The organism is Bradyrhizobium sp., from assembly GCF_030697065.1.
Taxonomy (GTDB): Bacteria; Pseudomonadota; Alphaproteobacteria; order Rhizobiales; family Xanthobacteraceae; genus Bradyrhizobium.
This window is the reverse complement of sequence record NZ_JAUYQU010000109.1, coordinates 1-15610: the sequence shown is the minus strand read 5'-3', so window position 1 is coordinate 15610 and position 15610 is coordinate 1. Positions and strand designations below refer to the sequence as shown.

General features: G+C 64.9%; 15 protein-coding genes. 11 read left to right on the top strand and 4 right to left on the bottom strand.

What is annotated here, in order from left to right:
- Positions 1-100: 100 nt before the first annotated feature.
- A complete protein-coding gene (locus Q8R73_RS08750) occupies positions 101-1345 on the bottom strand; it encodes a glycerophosphodiester phosphodiesterase family protein (RefSeq protein WP_305719149.1) in 1245 nt (414 codons plus the stop codon).
- A 437-nt stretch (positions 1346-1782) separates the two neighbouring features.
- Between Q8R73_RS08750 and Q8R73_RS08745 the strand changes: the two genes are divergently transcribed.
- Positions 1783-2115 carry a twin-arginine translocation (Tat) gene (locus tag Q8R73_RS08745; protein WP_305719148.1) on the top strand — a complete coding sequence of 111 codons (333 nt, stop codon included), beginning with the start codon at positions 1783-1785 and terminating at the stop codon, positions 2113-2115.
- 124 nt (positions 2116-2239) lie between these two features.
- Here Q8R73_RS08745 and Q8R73_RS08740 read toward each other — a convergent pair whose 3' ends face one another.
- Positions 2240-2509, bottom strand: a complete 270-nt coding sequence (locus Q8R73_RS08740; protein WP_305719147.1) for a GCG_CRPN prefix-to-repeats domain-containing protein — start codon at positions 2507-2509, stop codon at positions 2240-2242.
- 171 nt (positions 2510-2680) lie between these two features.
- Positions 2681-3379: a helix-turn-helix transcriptional regulator gene (locus Q8R73_RS08735; protein WP_305719146.1), complete on the bottom strand. Its 699-nt coding sequence runs from the start codon at positions 3377-3379 to the stop codon at positions 2681-2683.
- Positions 3380-3548: 169 nt separating this feature from the next.
- Here Q8R73_RS08735 and Q8R73_RS08730 point away from each other — a divergent pair, with 169 nt between their 5' ends.
- Both Q8R73_RS08730 and Q8R73_RS08725 read left to right on the top strand, forming a co-directional pair.
- Positions 3549-3857, top strand: coding sequence for an NIPSNAP family protein (locus tag Q8R73_RS08730; RefSeq protein ID WP_305719145.1), 309 nt, complete (start codon positions 3549-3551; stop codon positions 3855-3857).
- Positions 3858-3924: 67 nt separating this feature from the next.
- Complete coding sequence (locus Q8R73_RS08725; RefSeq protein ID WP_305719144.1) at positions 3925-4737, top strand: oxaloacetate decarboxylase; 813 nt, start codon at positions 3925-3927, stop codon at positions 4735-4737.
- A 68-nt stretch (positions 4738-4805) separates the two neighbouring features.
- Here the strand turns inward: Q8R73_RS08725 and Q8R73_RS08720 are convergent, their stop codons facing one another.
- Positions 4806-5258, bottom strand: coding sequence for a hypothetical protein (locus tag Q8R73_RS08720; protein WP_305719143.1), 453 nt, complete (start codon positions 5256-5258; stop codon positions 4806-4808).
- A 155-nt stretch (positions 5259-5413) separates the two neighbouring features.
- Between Q8R73_RS08720 and Q8R73_RS08715 the strand changes: the two genes are divergently transcribed.
- The 8 genes from Q8R73_RS08715 to Q8R73_RS08680 all read left to right on the top strand — a co-directional run bounded on the left by Q8R73_RS08715 (position 5414) and on the right by Q8R73_RS08680 (position 15352).
- The gene (locus Q8R73_RS08715; RefSeq protein ID WP_305719142.1) at positions 5414-6061 is read left to right on the top strand and encodes a trimeric intracellular cation channel family protein; all 648 of its coding nucleotides are present in this window, start codon (positions 5414-5416) and stop codon (positions 6059-6061) included.
- 250 nt (positions 6062-6311) lie between these two features.
- Positions 6312-9797, top strand: a complete 3486-nt coding sequence (locus Q8R73_RS08710; RefSeq protein ID WP_305719141.1) for an indolepyruvate ferredoxin oxidoreductase family protein — start codon at positions 6312-6314, stop codon at positions 9795-9797.
- An 83-nt stretch (positions 9798-9880) separates the two neighbouring features.
- Positions 9881-11029, top strand: coding sequence for a thiolase domain-containing protein (locus Q8R73_RS08705; protein ID WP_305719140.1), 1149 nt, complete (start codon positions 9881-9883; stop codon positions 11027-11029).
- A complete protein-coding gene (locus tag Q8R73_RS08700; RefSeq protein ID WP_305719139.1) occupies positions 11029-11418 on the top strand; it encodes a Zn-ribbon domain-containing OB-fold protein in 390 nt (129 codons plus the stop codon). The genes Q8R73_RS08705 and Q8R73_RS08700 overlap by 1 nt, the downstream gene beginning before the upstream one ends.
- Positions 11419-11603: 185 nt before the next feature.
- Positions 11604-12464, top strand: a complete 861-nt coding sequence (locus Q8R73_RS08695; protein WP_305719138.1) for a MaoC/PaaZ C-terminal domain-containing protein — start codon at positions 11604-11606, stop codon at positions 12462-12464.
- A gap of 132 nt (positions 12465-12596) precedes the next feature.
- Positions 12597-13475 (top strand): SDR family oxidoreductase, encoded by an 879-nt coding sequence (locus tag Q8R73_RS08690; RefSeq protein WP_305719137.1) that lies wholly within the window; start codon positions 12597-12599, stop codon positions 13473-13475.
- Positions 13476-13580: 105 nt separating this feature from the next.
- Entirely contained in the window at positions 13581-14537 is a 957-nt protein-coding gene (locus Q8R73_RS08685; protein ID WP_305719136.1) for a dihydrodipicolinate synthase family protein, read from the top strand.
- 5 nt (positions 14538-14542) lie between these two features.
- Positions 14543-15352, top strand: a complete 810-nt coding sequence (locus tag Q8R73_RS08680) for an NUDIX hydrolase (protein WP_305719135.1) — start codon at positions 14543-14545, stop codon at positions 15350-15352.
- The last annotated feature ends 258 nt before the right edge of the window (positions 15353-15610 follow it).

The window sequence follows — 15610 nt, the reverse complement described above, 5'->3', positions numbered from 1 at the left end:
GTAGGGTGGGCAAAGCGAAGCGTGCCCACCGTGATGCCGCGACGGACGATGGTGGGCACGGCGCAAGGGCGCCTTTGCCCACCCTACGGCTCTGACGCCACTACTTCATCCCCATGCAGCTGGCGTAAAACGTCGTGGTCGCCGGCCAGTCCGAGAACATGCCGCGGATGCCGACCTGTTGCGCCAGCACGTCGAGCACCGTGAGGGTGTCGCCGTCGCGATCGATCGCGGCCTTGATCGATTTGTGATAGAAACCACCGCCGCGGTTGAGCGGGCCGTCGCGCTCCAGCGACCATCCGATCAAATCGAGGCCCGCGGCCTTCGCCGCCCTGGCGTATTCCGACGGCACGATCTCGTTCCTGCCGTTCAGCGCCAGCATCATGGAATTCGGTGGCGCCAGGATCCTGACGCCCTGCGCCTTCAATTCGGTCATCGACGGCTTCCAGGTCTCGGGCCTGGCGGGGTGCAGGCCCGATGTCTCGTAACGGCCGTCGAGATACACCGCCTGCGCCGCGAAATCAGGCTCGGTCTTTATCCAATACAGGATGTCGTCGAGGCTGAAACTCTGGGCGAACACGTCGCCGGGCGGAATGCCCGCGTCCCGGTAGGCCCGCAGCATCTGCGCGGCATATTTCTCCCGGGTGTAGTCGCCGTCGAACGGCATCGCGACTTCGGGCGCCTTCAGCTCCGGGGTGAATTTGGCGCCGAGGCTCCTGATCAGCGCGATGCTTTCGTCGTGGGTCATCAGCGTGCCGGACTGGCTGTAGAGGTCGGTGCGCCAGCGCGGCGTACCGTCCTGATACGACGCCACATTGGTGGCGTTCGGATTGAAGCCGTCCATCTTGGCCGACAGTGTCCTGAATTCGGCCAGCGTGATGTCGCTGGTGCAGCATTTTGCCGACGCCTTGCGTCCGGTGGCCGGATCGGCCGGAATGAACGGCATGGTGCATTTCGCGGCCAGCGCGGGCAGCGACAGGATGTTGGTCGTGGTGTGCAGGTCGCATTGCGAATGCCGGCAGACCAGTTGCCGGTCTTTGGTGAACGTCACGTCGCACTCGATGATGCCGGCGCCCATCCGGGCCGCTGCCTGATAGGACTCTTTGGTGTGCTCGGGGAATTGCAGCGGCGCGCCGCGGTGGCCGATGGAAAAATCGGTCTTGTGAAACGGCCCGGTGCACTGGCTCAGCTTCTGCTTCAGCGGCCCATCCTTCATCTTGTCGACGAGGTAGAACGGCCGGGGACCGATCTGCGCCTCGCGCGGCAGCGCATTCTGCGCCGCCGCGGGAGCGATGAGGGCGACGCACAGCAGTGTGGACAGCAGGATGGAACGATGACGGGGCAACATGGGCGGTTCTCTCGGATGATCCGCATGCGGATATCAGGGCATTGTGACAGGAGGTGGATTGCTGAGTTCCCGGTCGTCGCGCTCAAGGCACCCAGCCATCGTCGTCCCTGCGAACGCAGGGACCCATAGCCCGGCAATGCGGTGTTCGTCCTACAGAACCAGCCTACACACCGGTCGTCATCCCCGCGAAGCGGGGATCCAGTACGCCGCGGCTCCTCGATTCCACCATGCGTCTCTGGAATACTGGATCGTCCTCCTTCGCGGACGATGACAGTTGAGGGTGTGAACCACCATCACTCAATCGCCGTACCTTCGCGAAGCCCTACTTTTGCAGCGATGTTAACGACCATGATAAGCACGCGGTTCAGCGCGCATTCATCTCGCCGCGATCAAAATCTCCCCGCATCACTGCATTTTGCCGCGACGACGGAGATGTCATGGAACGCCGCCACTTTCTGAAACTCGTGCTTGGATTTGCCGCGGGCGCCGTGGCGCTGGCTGAGGGCGCCGCGGCAGCGCCGCTGGCGCCGCAGCCGCTCAGCCCTGACGGGCGGCTGCCGCCCGGAGACGCCGAGGCGCGCCCGGCGGTCACGACCGGCGACGAGGTGGATCGACTTGCCCCCGACGAGGTGCGCTGGGGCCGTCGGCGGGGATGGCGCCGCCGCCGCCGCTGGGGCTTTCGTCGCCGCCGTCCCCTTGGCTTTCGCCGCCGCTGGCGCCGGCGTCGCCGTTACTGGGTTCGCCGGTACCGGCGTCGCCGTTACTGGTGAGGCATAGCTTCAGTTCCGGGAGGGCGGGATTTCCGTCCTCCCGTTTTCCTGCGACGAGAAGGCCGCATAGCCCAAAATAAAAGCCCCGCGCGAGCGGGGCTTTTCCGTCATGCGTGGAGCCCGCTCAGTAGCGGCAGCGCCCGGCGACCCAGACCATGCCGCGGGGGCAGACGCGGGCGCGCGGCACCACCACCACCGGAGCCCTGCGGTACACGACCGGCGGACGCACCACCACGACCGGCCCGGGTCGCACCACGACTGCGCGGCGGTTGGACACGCATGCGCCATAGGGACCGCGGTGGAAGCCGGGGCCGCATCCCTGTGCGGCATCGGCGACGGGAGCGAAGCCGGCAACCGTGGTTGCAAGCAGGGCTGCTGCGATCAGATATTTCATGTTTTTTCCCTCATTGCGTGCCGTGTGGAGCGGCATCGGAATCCAATCGATTCGACACGTGACATGCCAGTCGAAACATTGGTGCGATTTTAGGGAGGCGATCTGAACGCGAAATGAATGCGCGAGTCCGCAGAATTTCCGACGGCAATCATGGTGAGCGGCGAGCGTCGCTCAGTCCGGCTTCTCGCCGAACAGCGCGGCAAATCGCTTCTCGCCGCTGCGGGTGAAATTGACCACCCGGCTGCCGGGGGCGGCGTCGCGCGCCGCCCAGTTCAATTCGGTGAACCGCGCCATGATCGCCGCGCCCAGCGTGCCCGCGAGATGATGGCGCCGTTCGCTCCAGTCGAGGCAGGCCTTGCATAGCGGTCGGCGCGGATGCGCCAGCGCGCCGGCGTCGATCTGCAGCGCCTTTGCCATGAAGCGTTCGCCCTCGGCGGTGAGCTCGATCGCCTGCTTGCTCTGGCGCAGCAGGCGCTGCTTGCGCAGGCTGTCGAGCATCTGCACACCGAGATCGCCGGCCAGATGGTCGTAGCAGATCCGCGCGCGGCGCAGCGCCGGATCCTTCGGCCCGGTGCGCAGGCGCATATGGCCGGCGCGCGCGGCAAGGCCGGCGAGACCCTCGAGCACGCCGGCGACGTCGGGGTCGCTGAGCCGGTAATAGCGATGGCGGCCCTGCTTCTCCTGCTCGATCAGCCCGCCGGCCTCGAGCTTCGACAGGTGCGAACTCGCGGTCTGCGGCGTGATGCCGGCCTGGTGCGCCAGCTCGCTGGCGGTCAGCGCACGCCCGGTCATCAGCGCCGTCAACATGTTGGCGCGCGCGGGATCGCCGACCAGTGCGGCGATCATGGCGATGTCGGGACCTGCTTTCATAGTTCGATGCTAGACGAAGCATAGATGTCGTCAAGGGATTATTCTTTGGCTGTCGATTCCGTCATTGCGAGGAGCGCAGCGACGAAGCAATCCATTCTTCCTTTGCGGCGCGCGAGATGAATTGCTTCGCTTGCGTTCGCAATGACGGCTGCTGAAACTGGAGTCTCGAATGGCCATCACCGTGTTCATCCGCTACCAGCTCGACCCGTTCAAGCGCGCGATGTTTGAGCAATACTCGAAAAACTGGCTCACCATCATCCCGAAATGCGGCGGCGACCTGCAGGGTTACTGGATGCCGCATGAGGGCACCAACAACATTGCGTTCGCGCTGATCTCGTTCGAAAGCCTCGCGGCCTATGAAAGCTATCGCGCGCGGCTGCGCGCCGATCCCGAGGGGATGGCCAATTTTGCTTACGCCGAAGAGAACAAATTCATCCTCGCCGAGGAGCGCAGCTTCCTGCACAAGGTCGTGGCGTGAGCGTCTGGCAGAGCAGGCGTTGCGTTGCTATCTAGGCGGCGGAAACAAAACAAAACGGGGAGTGACCATGCTGACATCTGCTGACAAGCGCGCCACATTCAGGAAGTTGCACGAAACCGGCTGCTTCATCATTCCCAATCCGTTCGACGCCGGCAGCGCCAGGGCGCTGCAGCATCTCGGCTTCAAGGCGCTGGCTTCCACGAGTGCCGGTTTCGCCTGGACCATCGGCAAGGCCGACAACCGCGTCACCGTCGACGATGTCTGCGATCATCTCGCCGCGCTCTGCGCGGCGGTCGACATTCCCGTCAATGCCGATTTCGAGGACGGCTTTGCGCATGAACCGGACAAGGTCGGCGTCAACGTCGCACGCGCCGTCAAGGCCGGCGTTGCCGGCCTCTCGATCGAGGATTTTACCGGGGACAGCGCCAATCCCCTGTTCGATCGTGCGCTCGCCGTCGATCGCATCAGGGCGGCGCGCAAGGCGATCGATGCCGACAGCAGCGGCGTCCTGCTTACCGGCCGCTGCGAGGCGTTTCTGCGCGGTCAGAAGGATCTGAAGCTCGTGATCGATCGGCTCACCGCCTATGCCGAGGCTGGCGCCGATTGCCTCTATGCGCCCGGCATCGCGACGCCGGAAGAGATTTCGGCTGTCGTGAAGGCGGTGCATCCAAAGCCGGTCAATCTGCTGGTCGGGGCGGCCGGCCCGTCGCTGAAGGCGGCGGCCGATCTCGGCGTCCGCCGCATCAGCGTCGGCGGTGCGCTGGCGCGCGCGGCGTGGGGCGGCTTCATGCGGGCGGCCAAGGAGATGGCCGAGCAGGGGACGTTCTCGGAACTCGGCAATGGCTATTCCGGTGGCGAATTGAACAAGATGTTCAGCTGATCACGCAAACAAACGCGGCGGACAATTGCTTGTCCGCCGCGCGATGGTTTTAGCGGTAATGCCGGGTGTTACCTGCTGGTCGGGTTCGCCGGCGGCGTGGCCGAGCGATTAACCTCGGTTCCCGTGGGAGCCGAAGACGGCGGGCTCACCGGAACCGCCGGGCGAGCCGGAGCGGCCCCCGTGGTCGTTCCCGGCTCGGTGTTGGAGCGCGGCGTCACGTCACGCATCCCGGTCGGGGCTGCGGGAGGCGAAGTGCGCTCCGTGTTCTGTGCCGTCGACGTTGCCGGGGTGGTGCCGGCCTCGTTGACGCTCGAATTGTTCAGGCCGTAGAACACCGCGCCCAGCACGACGGCGATGGCGAGGGCGAACATTGCCACTCTGGCTCCGCTGGCAGGACCTTCGGCGAGCTGGGGGTCCGCCTGCATTTCGCCTTCGAGGCGAGCCTGGCGAACGTCACCGTCGACGGGATTGATGCGATCCGGGTTGCTGCGATAGGGATCGTCCGGGTTGTTGATGGCCATGGATAAATTCCTCCGTTGTCCGGTAACAACCTCCGGGAGCAGGGAGGGTTCCGGCACGTGCCGGCTTTTCGACAAGCATGGCTGCCATCCATTTTGGCCTGTCAAGAACGGAACCGGCCCCGTAAGTTCCGCAAATCTGTACGGGGGGATTCGCCATGTGGGACCTGCCATCCAGCGATATCGTCCTTTACGCTCTGACGCTTGTCGCGCTCGCGGCGCAGGCGATGACCGCGGCGCTCGCTGCGGGAAGGCGCAGCATGGATTGGGCCGGCGTATGCATGCTGGGCTGCATAACAGCGCTCGGCGGCGGCACGATCCGCGACGTCCTGCTCGGGAACTATCCGCTGGTCTGGGTACAACACCCGCCCTTTCTGCTGCTCACCGCGGGCGCAGCGTTGGCCACCGTGCTGATGGCGCGCCTGGTGCACCGGCTGAACACGGCGTTTCTGGTGCTCGACGCCATCGGTCTGGTGGTTTTCACCATGGCCGGTTGCGACGTCGCCCGGCAAATCGACCCTCCGGCATCCCTCCTCATCGTGGTGGTGGCGGGGATGATCACCGGCTGCGCCGGCGGTGTGCTGCGCGACATCCTCTGCAATGACGTGCCGCTGTTGTTTCGCGCCGAACTCTACGCCAGCGTTTCGATCGTCACCGGACTGTTTTACGCCATCGGGTTCGAGCTGAAGCTCAATCCCGAATTATGGACGGCCCTGACCTTCGCCCTCGGCCTCTCGCTTCGCCTGCTGGCGATCCGCTACAAGTGGGAAATGCCGAAATTCGTGTTCGACGAGAATCGTCGATAGGTCGCCGGTGCAGTGCACAAGAATTTCCAGCCGCCCGGCGCTGGCGTTACGTCGTTTCGCGCGAAGGCCCGCTGGCGACACAACCCGAATGGACCGGCCGGGGGCAGGGCCACGAAATTGCGATCTTTGGACGCGGGGCTCCAATACCGAGATTTGTGGTGCGCGTTCTGCGAAAAGCGACATAGACTGGTTCTAAGCTGGACAAATCACTGGCGAAAAAGCCCCGGCGCGGCGGCTCGAAGAGGGTGGAATGGGAATCAATCAGGGTCCGATCAGTCTGGATCAGAAATACACGCAAGGCTCGGGTCACGTCTTCATGACGGGCATCCAGGCCCTGGTCCGGCTGCCGATGGCGCAGATCCGCCGCGACCGCGCCGCCGGTCTCAATACCGCGGGGTTCGTCACGGGCTATCGCGGTTCGCCGCTCGGCGGCTACGACCAGCAGCTTTTCGCCGCGCGAAAACACCTCGAGCAGTACAACATCAAATTCCAGCCCGGCGTGAACGAGGATCTCGCGGCCACCGCGATCTGGGGTTCGCAGCAGCTTAATCTGTCGAAGGGCGCCCGGCACGACGGCGTGGTCGGTATCTGGTACGGCAAGGGCCCCGGCGTCGACCGCTGTGGCGACGTGTTCCGCCACGGCAATGCCGCCGGCTCGGCCAGCACCGGCGGCGTGCTGTGCCTCGCCGGCGACGACCACGGCGCCAAATCCTCCACCGTGCCGCATCAGTCGGACCACGCCTTCATCTCGGCGCTGATGCCCTATCTCTATCCCTCAAGCATCCACGAAATGATCGAGATGGGGCTGCTCGGCATTGCGATGTCGCGCTACTCCGGCTGCTGGGTCGGCATGAAGGTGATCACCGAAACCGTGGAGACCACGGCGGAGATCGATCTCAACGATGAACTGAAGCAATTCATCATCCCGACCGATTTCGAGATGCCGCCCGGCGGCCTCAATCTGCGCTGGCCCGACGACCGCTACGAGCAGGACCGCCGCCTGCAGGACCACAAGGGCTTTGCCGCGATCGCGTTCGCCCGTGCCAACAAGGTCAACCGCATCACCATGGATTCGCCTAACGCGCGGTTCGGCATCATGGCCTCGGGCAAGAGCTACGAGGACATCCGGCAGGCGCTGCGCGAACTCGGCGTCACCCCGGAAGTGGCCGCCAAGATCGGCCTGCGGCTCTACAAGATCGGCATGCCGTGGCCGCTGGAGCCGCAGGGCGTGCGCGAATTCGCGCAGGGCCTCGAAGAAATCTTCATCATCGAAGAGCGCCGCGAGATCGTCGAGAACCAGGTCAAGCAGGAACTGTTCAACTACAACGTCCGTCCGCGTATCGTCGGCAAGATGGACGAGAACGACAAGCGCTTTCTGCCGTTCGCCGAAGAACTCTCGGTCGCCTCTTTGGCAAGCTCGCTCACCGAGCGGCTGCTGCGCCTCAATCTCAACCCCGAAATCGCGGCCATGCTGCGCGCCAAGGCCGACTGGTTCAACGGCCGCCTCGCCAGCCAGATGCAGCCGGCATCGCCGATCAGCCGCACGCCGTATTTCTGCTCGGGCTGTCCGCACAATTCCTCGACCAAGGTGCCCGAGGGCAGCCGCGCCTTCGCCGGCATCGGCTGCCACTTCATGGCGATATGGATGGACCGCAACACCGAGACGTTCACCCATATGGGCGGCGAGGGCGTGCCGTGGGTCGGCGTCGCCCCCTTCACCGACGAGCAGCACGTGTTCGCCAATCTCGGCGATGGCACCTATTTCCATTCCGGCAGTCTGGCGATCCGCCAGGCGGTCGCCTCCGGCGCCAACATCACCTACAAGATCCTCTACAACGACGCGACCGCGATGACCGGCGGCCAGCATGTCGATGGCGACCTGTCGCCGCAGCAGATCACGTTCCAGCTGCACTCCGAGGGCATTCGCGACATCTATCTCGTATCGGAGAATCCCGAAGCCTATCCCGCCTCCGACATCGCGCCCGGCACCAAAACCGCGCACCGCGACGACCTCGACGCCGTCCAGAAGACGCTGCGGCAGGTCAAGGGCGCTTCCGCCATCGTGTTCGTGCAGACCTGCGCCGCCGAAAAGCGCCGCCGCCGCAAGCGCGGCACCCTGGAGGATCCGGCGCGCCGCGTGCTGATCAATCCGGCGGTGTGCGAAGGCTGCGGTGATTGTTCGGTGCAGTCGAACTGCATCTCGGTGGAGCCGCTGGAGACCGAGATGGGCCGCAAGCGCACCATCAACCAGTCGACCTGCAACAAGGACTATTCGTGCGTGAAGGGCTTCTGCCCGTCCTTCGTCACGGTGGACGGCGGCAAGCTGCGCAAGCGCGCCCCGGCCGGCGTCGGCCAGATCGGCGAACTGCCGGAGCCGGCCTCGCGGCCGACGCTGGAGCGGCCCTACAACATCGCGGTCGGCGGCGTCGGCGGCACCGGCGTGCTGACCATCGGCGCGCTGCTCGGCATGGCCGCGCATATCGAGGGCAAGGCCAGCATGATTCTCGACATGTCGGGCCTCGCGCAAAAGGGCGGCGCGGTGCTCAGCCATGTCAGGCTGTCGGAAAACACCGCCGACGTCACCTGTTCGCGCATCGTCACCGGCACCGCCGACCTGGTGCTGGCCGCCGACGAGGTGGTCGCCGCCGCCAAGGAAACCATGACGCTGTGCGAATCCGGCCGCACCTATGGCGTCATCAACACCCACCTGATTCCGATCGCGGATTTCATCCTCAACCGCGATTTCAACTTCCAGAGCCGCAAGGTCAACCACGTGCTGGAGACCGCGCTGCGCAAGGACTCCTCGTTCTTCGATTTCACCAAGCCGGCCGAAGTGCTGCTCGGCGATTCCATCGCCACCAACATGATGATGATGGGCTATGCCTATCAGAAGGGCATGCTGCCGCTGTCGGCCGCCTCGATCCTGCAGGCGATCGAGGTCAACGGCGTCGCCATCAAGATGAACACCGAGGCGTTCCAGTTGGGGCGTCTGGCTGCCGCCGATCCGGCGCGGCTGGTGGCGATGATGAAGGGCCAGGACGACACGGTGGCGCCGAAGACGCTGGAGGCGATGTCGCTCGACGAGATCATCGCCCATCGCAGCGCGCTGCTGACCGACTACCAGGACGGCAAGCTCGCCGACCGCTACCGCAAGCTGGTCGCGAAGGTGCGCAACGCCGCGTTCGACGGCGGCTACGGCGAAGCCTTGGCCCGCGCGGTCGCGATCAACTACGCCAAACTGCTGGCCTACAAGGACGAGTACGAAGTGGCGCGGCTGTTCAGCGACGGCCGCTTCGAAAAGCAGCTGCGCGACCAGTTCGACGGCGACTTCAAGATCAACTTCAACCTCGCGCCGCCGCTGCTCGGCGGCGGCAAGGACGCGCTGGGCCGACCGAAGAAACGCGCCTTCGGCGCCTGGATGATGCCGGCGTTCCGCTTGCTGGCGAAGATGAAGGGCCTGCGCGGCACCGCCTTCGACATCTTCGGCCACAGCGCCGACCGCAAGCTCGAACGCGAGCTGATCGCGTCCTACGAGAAGGACGTCGCCACCGTGCTCGGCCTGCTGTCGTCGGTCACGCTGGATACCGCGGTCGAAATTCTCTCGCTGCCGGACCGTATCCGCGGCTACGGGCCGGTCAAGGAGAAGGCGGTGCAGGCGGCCAAAATCCGCTATGCGGAATTAACCCGCGACCTCGTCAATCCGCCGCCGGCGCCGCGGCAGATCGCGGCGGAATAGGGCCTTGCGCTTTCGGGCGCTTGCCAATCCGGTTCTGACGCGCGAAGACATCCGCTGGGAAGAAACACCAGCGGAGAGTTTTATTGACCATCAAGGGCAAGGCCTACATTGCCGGGATCTACGAGCATCCGACCCGGCACGCACCCGATAAATCCACCGCGCAATTGCACGCCGAGGTTGCCAAGGGCGCCATCGAGGACGCCGGGCTGACCAAGGCCGATATCGACGGCTATTTCTGCGCCGGCGACGCCCCGGGCGGGCTGTGGCCGATGGTCGACTACCTCGGTCTTCGGGTCCGCCACATGGATTCGACCGAGACCGGCGGCTGCTCCTATCTGATCCATCTCGGCCATGCCGCCGAGGCCATCGCCGCCGGCAAATGCTCGATCGCGCTGATCACGCTGGCGGGCAAGCCGCGCACCGGCGCGATGCCGCCGCGGGCGCAAGGAGCGGAGGCCGATTTCGAGACGGCGTACGGCGCGACCACCCACAATGCTTACGGCATGTGTGCCATGCGCCACATGCACGACTACGGCACCACCAGCGAGCAACTGGCCTGGATCAAGGTCGCCGCCTCGCACCATGCCCAGTACAATCCGCATGCGATGCTGAAGGATGTCGTCACCGTCGAGGACGTGCTGAACTCGCCGATGATCTCCGATCCGCTGCGCCGGATGGACTGCTGCGTCGTCTCCGACGGCGGCGGCGCGCTGATCGTCACCACGCCTGAAATCGCCAAAAGCCTGAAGAAGCCGCTGGTGCGGCTGATCGGCCATGGCGAGGCGATGAAGGGCCCGCGCGGCGGCAAGGACCTCGATCTCACTTACTCCGCCGGCGTCTGGTCCGGCCCCCGCGCGTTCGAGGAAGCCGGCGTCACGCCTGGGGATATCAAATACGCCTCGATCTATGACAGCTTCACCATCACGGTGCTGATGCAGCTCGAAGACCTCGGCTTCTGCAAGAAGGGCGAGGGCGGCAAGTTTGTGTCCGACGGCAACCTGATTTCCGGCGTCGGCAAGCTGCCGTTCAACACCGACGGCGGCGGGCTCTGCAGCAATCACCCCGTCAACCGCGGTGGAATGACAAAAATCATCGAAGCGGTGCGCCAGCTGCGCGGCGAAGCCCATCCCAAGGTCCAGGTGCCGAACTGCGATCTCGCCATCGCCCACGGCACTGGCGGCCTGCTCGGCGTCCGTCACGCCGCCTCAACCTGCATCCTGGAGCGTGCGTAATGGCTGAAGCAAAAAAATATCCGGCGCCGCAGGGCAATCCCGAAACCGCGCCGTTCTGGGAAGCCGCCAAGCAGGGCAAATTCCTGATCAAGCGCTGCACCGCCTGCGGCGAGCCGCATTACTTTCCGCGCGCGATCTGCCCGTTCTGCTTTTCCGACCAGACGGTGTGGGAGGAGAGCTCGGGCGAGGGCGAGATCTACACCTTCAGCCTGATGCGCAAATCCCCGACCGGGCCCTATGCGATCGGCTACGTGACCTTGAAGGAAGGCCCGTCGGTGCAGACCAACTTCGTCGATTGCGAACTGGAGAAGCTCAGGATCGGGCAAAAGGTGAAGGTGGTGTTCAAGCCGACCGACGGCGCGCCGCTGCCGTTCTTTACGCCGGTGTAGTTCGAAGTTGCGCACGAAGCGCGCCACACAAACGCTCGTCTTCCCCGCGAAGGCGGGGACCCAGTACGCCGCGGCATCCCGGTTCTATCGCCGGCGTCTCTGGAATACTGGACACCCGCTTTCGCGGGGGTGACAACTGAGGGTGTCGCGACAGCACATAAGAATTTCGGGAGGAAAAACCAAAAATGCCGATCAACTACGATGAGCTGATGGCGCTGAAAAATCTCGGTCAGAAGTATTCCTACACCGACCGCGAGGTGATGCTGTACGCCTGTGGCATCGGCATGGGCGCCGATCCCATGGACGAGAAGGAGCTGGCCTTCGTCAACGAGGCCACCGCCATCCCGCGCGCGCTGAAGGTGGTGCCGACCTTCGCCTCGGTAGCGGCCTGGGGCGCCGGACCCGGCGAGATGAATCTCAACCGCGTGATGGTGGTCGACGGCGAGCGCGACATCACCTTTCACAAGCCGTTCGCCACGGCGGCCAACATTACCGCCGATTCCAGCGTCCTCGACATCTTCGACAAGGGCAAGGACAAGGGTGCTGTGATCCGCCACAAGACCGTGCTGCGCGACGACAAGGGCGAGCCGCTGGCCACCCTCGTGGCGTCGCGCTTTGCGCGCGGCGACGGCGGCTTTGGCGGGCCTTCCGAAGGCCAGCCCGAACCGCACAAGGTGCCGGCCCGCAGCCCCGACAAGACGGTCGATATCACCACGCGCCCCGACCAGGCGCTGGTCTACCGCCTCTGCGGCGACCGCAATCCGCTGCATTCCGATCCCGAGTTCGCCCGGCGCGCCGGCTTCCCGGCGCCGATCCTGCACGGCATGTGCACCTACGGCATCACCTGCCGCGGCATCCTGCAGACCTATGCCGATTACGACGCCGGCGCCTTCAGGCAGCATGCGGCGCGGTTCTCGTCGCCGGTCTTTCCCGGCGAGACCGTGACCATGGACATGTGGAAGGACGGCAATGTGATTTCGTTCGAAGCCAGGGTGAAGTCGCGCAACGTCACGGTCATCAAGAGCGGCCGGACGGTGCTGGGGTAAATCGCCCGTCATTCCGGGATGGTCCGAAGGACCAGACCCGGAATCTCGAGATTCTCAGGTACGCAATTGCGTACCATAGTTCGCGCTTATGCGCGCTCCGGAATGACGGCAAGTAACGAGGGAGACAAACGCATGGGACTGCTCGACGGCAAGGTTGCCATCATCACCGGCGCCGGGGGCGGGCTCGGCGAGGCCTACGCCAAACTGTTCGCGCGCGAGGGCGCGGCGGTCGTGGTCAACGACCTCGGCGGTCCGCGCGACGGCTCGGGCGCCGACCTCTCGATGGCGCAGCAGGTGGTCAACGCTATCAAGGAACAGGGCGGCCGCGCGGTCGCCAACGGCGCCGATATCTCGACCATGGCCGGCGGCCAGTCGGTATTCGATGACGCCATCAAGCACTTCGGGCGCGCCGACATCCTGGTCAACAATGCCGGCATCCTGCTCGACCAGACCTTTGCCAAGGCGACGGAAGCGGCCTGGGACAAGGTGCTGAAGGTGCACCTGAAGGGGACCTTCTGCGTCACGCAACCCGTCTTCAGGTGGATGCGCGAGAACGGCGGCGGCGTCATCGTCAATACCTCCTCGACGTCAGGGCTGATCGGCAATTTCGGCCAGAGCAATTACGGCTCGGCCAAGGGCGGTATCTGGGGACTGTCCAACGTGCTGGCGATCGAGGGCCGCAAATACAACATCCGGATCTGGACCCTGGCGCCGGGCGCGCTGACCCGGATGACCGCCGACCTGCCGCGCTACATCGAAAACCCCAAGGCGGCGCTTGGGCCTGATGGGATCGCGCCGGCCGTGCTATACATGGTCAGCGACCTCTCGGGCGACCAGACCGGCAAGACGCTCGGCGTCTCCGGCCCGCGCGGGGTGCGGGAAATGCGGATGATGGAAAAGGAAGGCTGGAAGCCGCCGCACGAGGGATGGAAGGCCCAGGATATCGCCGAGCATGCCAAGGACATCTTCTTCTCGGAAGAAGAGATCAAGATGGGCGCGAGAAGGTTTTAGTTTAACTGTCGTTCCGGGGCGCGCGCAGCGCGAACCCGGAACCTCGAGATTCCGGGTTCGGTCGCTTCGCGCCCGCCCCGGAATGACGAAAGAGGAAATATCCACATGACAAAGCTCACCCCCAAGGCCGCCGGCACCTTCGCGATCGCGCCGACGCCGTTTCACGAGGACGGCCGCATCGACGACAAATCGATCGATAGCCTGACCGACTTCTACGCCGAGGTCGGCTGCGACGGCGTCACGGTGCTCGGCATTCTCGGCGAGGCGCCGAAGCTCGATGCCGCCGAGGCCGAGCAGGTCGCGGTGCGGTTTGTGAAACGCGCCAAAACCATGCAGATCATCGTCGGCGTTTCCGCGCCGGGCTTTGCCACCATGCGTTCGCTGGCGCTGAAATCGATGGATGCCGGCGCCGCCGGCGTCATGATCGCGCCGCCGCCGCACTTGCGCACCGACGACCAGATCACGGGCTATTTCAAGCAGGCCCAGGAAGCGATCGGCGACGATATCCCGTGGGTGCTGCAGGATTATCCGCTGACCCTGACGGTGGTGTTCACGCCCGCCGTGATCCGCAAGATCGTGATGGACTCGCCGTCCTGCGTGATGCTCAAGCACGAGGACTGGCCGGGGCTGGAAAAAATCTCTGCGCTGCGCGCGTTCCAGAAGGACGGCTCGCTGCGGCCGCTGTCGATCCTGGTCGGCAATGGCGGGCTGTTCCTCGATTTCGAGATGGAGCGCGGCGTCGATGGCGCCATGACCGGCTACGCCTTTCCGGAACTGCTGATCGACGTCGTCAACCTGTCGAAGGCCGGCAAGCGCGACGCAGCGCACGACTTGTTCGACGCCCATCTGCCGCTGATCCGCTACGAGCAGCAGCCCGGCGCCGGCCTTGCGGTGCGCAAATACGTGCTGCAGAAGCGCGGCATCATCGCTTCATCGGCGCAGCGCAAGCCCGCCGCCACCATCACCGCCACCGCGAAGGCCGAAGTCGATTATCTCCTGTCCCGCGTCGCCCGCATCGACAAGCGCGCCAATCTGCAGCCGCAAGCCAGCGCGGCGGAGTAGGCTCCATGTCAACAGAACCCGCCAAACCGCCGCGCGACGCATCGACCATCCTGCTGCTGCGCGACAGCATCACGACGGCCGGCGAAATCGAGATCTTCATGATGGTGCGCCATTATGCCATCGACTTCAACTCCGGCGCGCTGGTGTTTCCCGGCGGCAGCGTCGACAAGGGCGACCAGGAGATCATCGCCGATCCCGCGCTCTATTCCGGCGGCGAGGGGCTCGACGCCGCCACCCTGAGTTTCCGGATCGCCGCGATCCGCGAAACCTTCGAGGAAAGCGGCATCCTGCTGGCGCGCCCCAGGGGATCGAAGGCGCTGGTCGATGCCGCCCGGGCGAGCGAGATCGAAGCCGCTCACCGCGCCGATCTCTGCGACAGCAAGATCACCTTCATGAAGGTGCTGGCCGACAACGGCATGGTGCTGGCGCTCGATGAACTCGTGCCCTATGCGCACTGGATCACGCCCGAGGGCATGCCGAAGCGGTTCGACACCTGGTTCTTCCTCGCCGCGGCGCCGCCGGAGCAGGCCGGCGCCCATGACGGCAAGGAATCCACCGATTCGATCTGGGTGTCGCCGCGCGAAGCGATCGAAGGCGGCAACAACGGCCGCTTCAAATTGCCATTCCCGACCACCCGCAACCTGATCCGGCTTGCCAGGCATGAAAGCGTGCAGAACGCGATCGAGGACTCCCGGGGCAGGGCGGTGGTGACCGTGATGCCGGTGATGACCACGCTCAATGGCGGCCGCCAACTGCGGATTCCGCTGGAAGCGGGTTACGACGGCGACGTGTTTGAGGTGGGGTCGGTCGGCTGATCACTCGAAGCAATTACAGTCGTCATCGCCCGGCTTGACCGGGCGACCCAGTATTGCAGAGACGCCAGCACTAAATCCGGGAAGCCGCGGCGTACGGGATCGCCCGGTCAAGCCGGGCGACGACGGACTTGTTGTGGCTCGCAATGCCGTTCTCGTGGCCCGTGGATTCGCCCACCACATTTCGTCACGCAACGAAGTATCGAAGAGCTGCAATCCTGTAGGGTCCATCTCGACAGGAATCGAAAATGGACCCCATGC

Bases quoted from the DNA above. Each gene is read 5' to 3' on its own strand.
- Q8R73_RS08730 (WP_305719145.1), top strand. From the start codon at position 3,549: ATGGCCATCACCGTGTTCATCCGCTACCAGCTCGACCCGTTCAAGCGC.
- Q8R73_RS08715 (WP_305719142.1), top strand. From the start codon at position 5,414: ATGTGGGACCTGCCATCCAGCGATATCGTCCTTTACGCTCTGACGCTT.
- Q8R73_RS08685 (WP_305719136.1), top strand. From the start codon at position 13,581: ATGACAAAGCTCACCCCCAAGGCCGCCGGCACCTTCGCGATCGCGCCG.
- Q8R73_RS08680 (WP_305719135.1), top strand. From the start codon at position 14,543: ATGTCAACAGAACCCGCCAAACCGCCGCGCGACGCATCGACCATCCTG.
- Q8R73_RS08750 (WP_305719149.1), bottom strand. From the start codon at position 1,345: ATGTTGCCCCGTCATCGTTCCATCCTGCTGTCCACACTGCTGTGCGTC.
- Q8R73_RS08720 (WP_305719143.1), bottom strand. From the start codon at position 5,258: ATGGCCATCAACAACCCGGACGATCCCTATCGCAGCAACCCGGATCGC.
- Q8R73_RS08690 (WP_305719137.1), top strand. From the start codon at position 12,597: ATGGGACTGCTCGACGGCAAGGTTGCCATCATCACCGGCGCCGGGGGC.
- Q8R73_RS08740 (WP_305719147.1), bottom strand. From the start codon at position 2,509: ATGAAATATCTGATCGCAGCAGCCCTGCTTGCAACCACGGTTGCCGGC.
- Q8R73_RS08700 (WP_305719139.1), top strand. From the start codon at position 11,029: ATGGCTGAAGCAAAAAAATATCCGGCGCCGCAGGGCAATCCCGAAACC.
- Q8R73_RS08695 (WP_305719138.1), top strand. From the start codon at position 11,604: ATGCCGATCAACTACGATGAGCTGATGGCGCTGAAAAATCTCGGTCAG.
- Q8R73_RS08710 (WP_305719141.1), top strand. From the start codon at position 6,312: ATGGGAATCAATCAGGGTCCGATCAGTCTGGATCAGAAATACACGCAA.
- Q8R73_RS08745 (WP_305719148.1), top strand. From the start codon at position 1,783: ATGGAACGCCGCCACTTTCTGAAACTCGTGCTTGGATTTGCCGCGGGC.
- Q8R73_RS08725 (WP_305719144.1), top strand. From the start codon at position 3,925: ATGCTGACATCTGCTGACAAGCGCGCCACATTCAGGAAGTTGCACGAA.
- Q8R73_RS08735 (WP_305719146.1), bottom strand. From the start codon at position 3,379: ATGAAAGCAGGTCCCGACATCGCCATGATCGCCGCACTGGTCGGCGAT.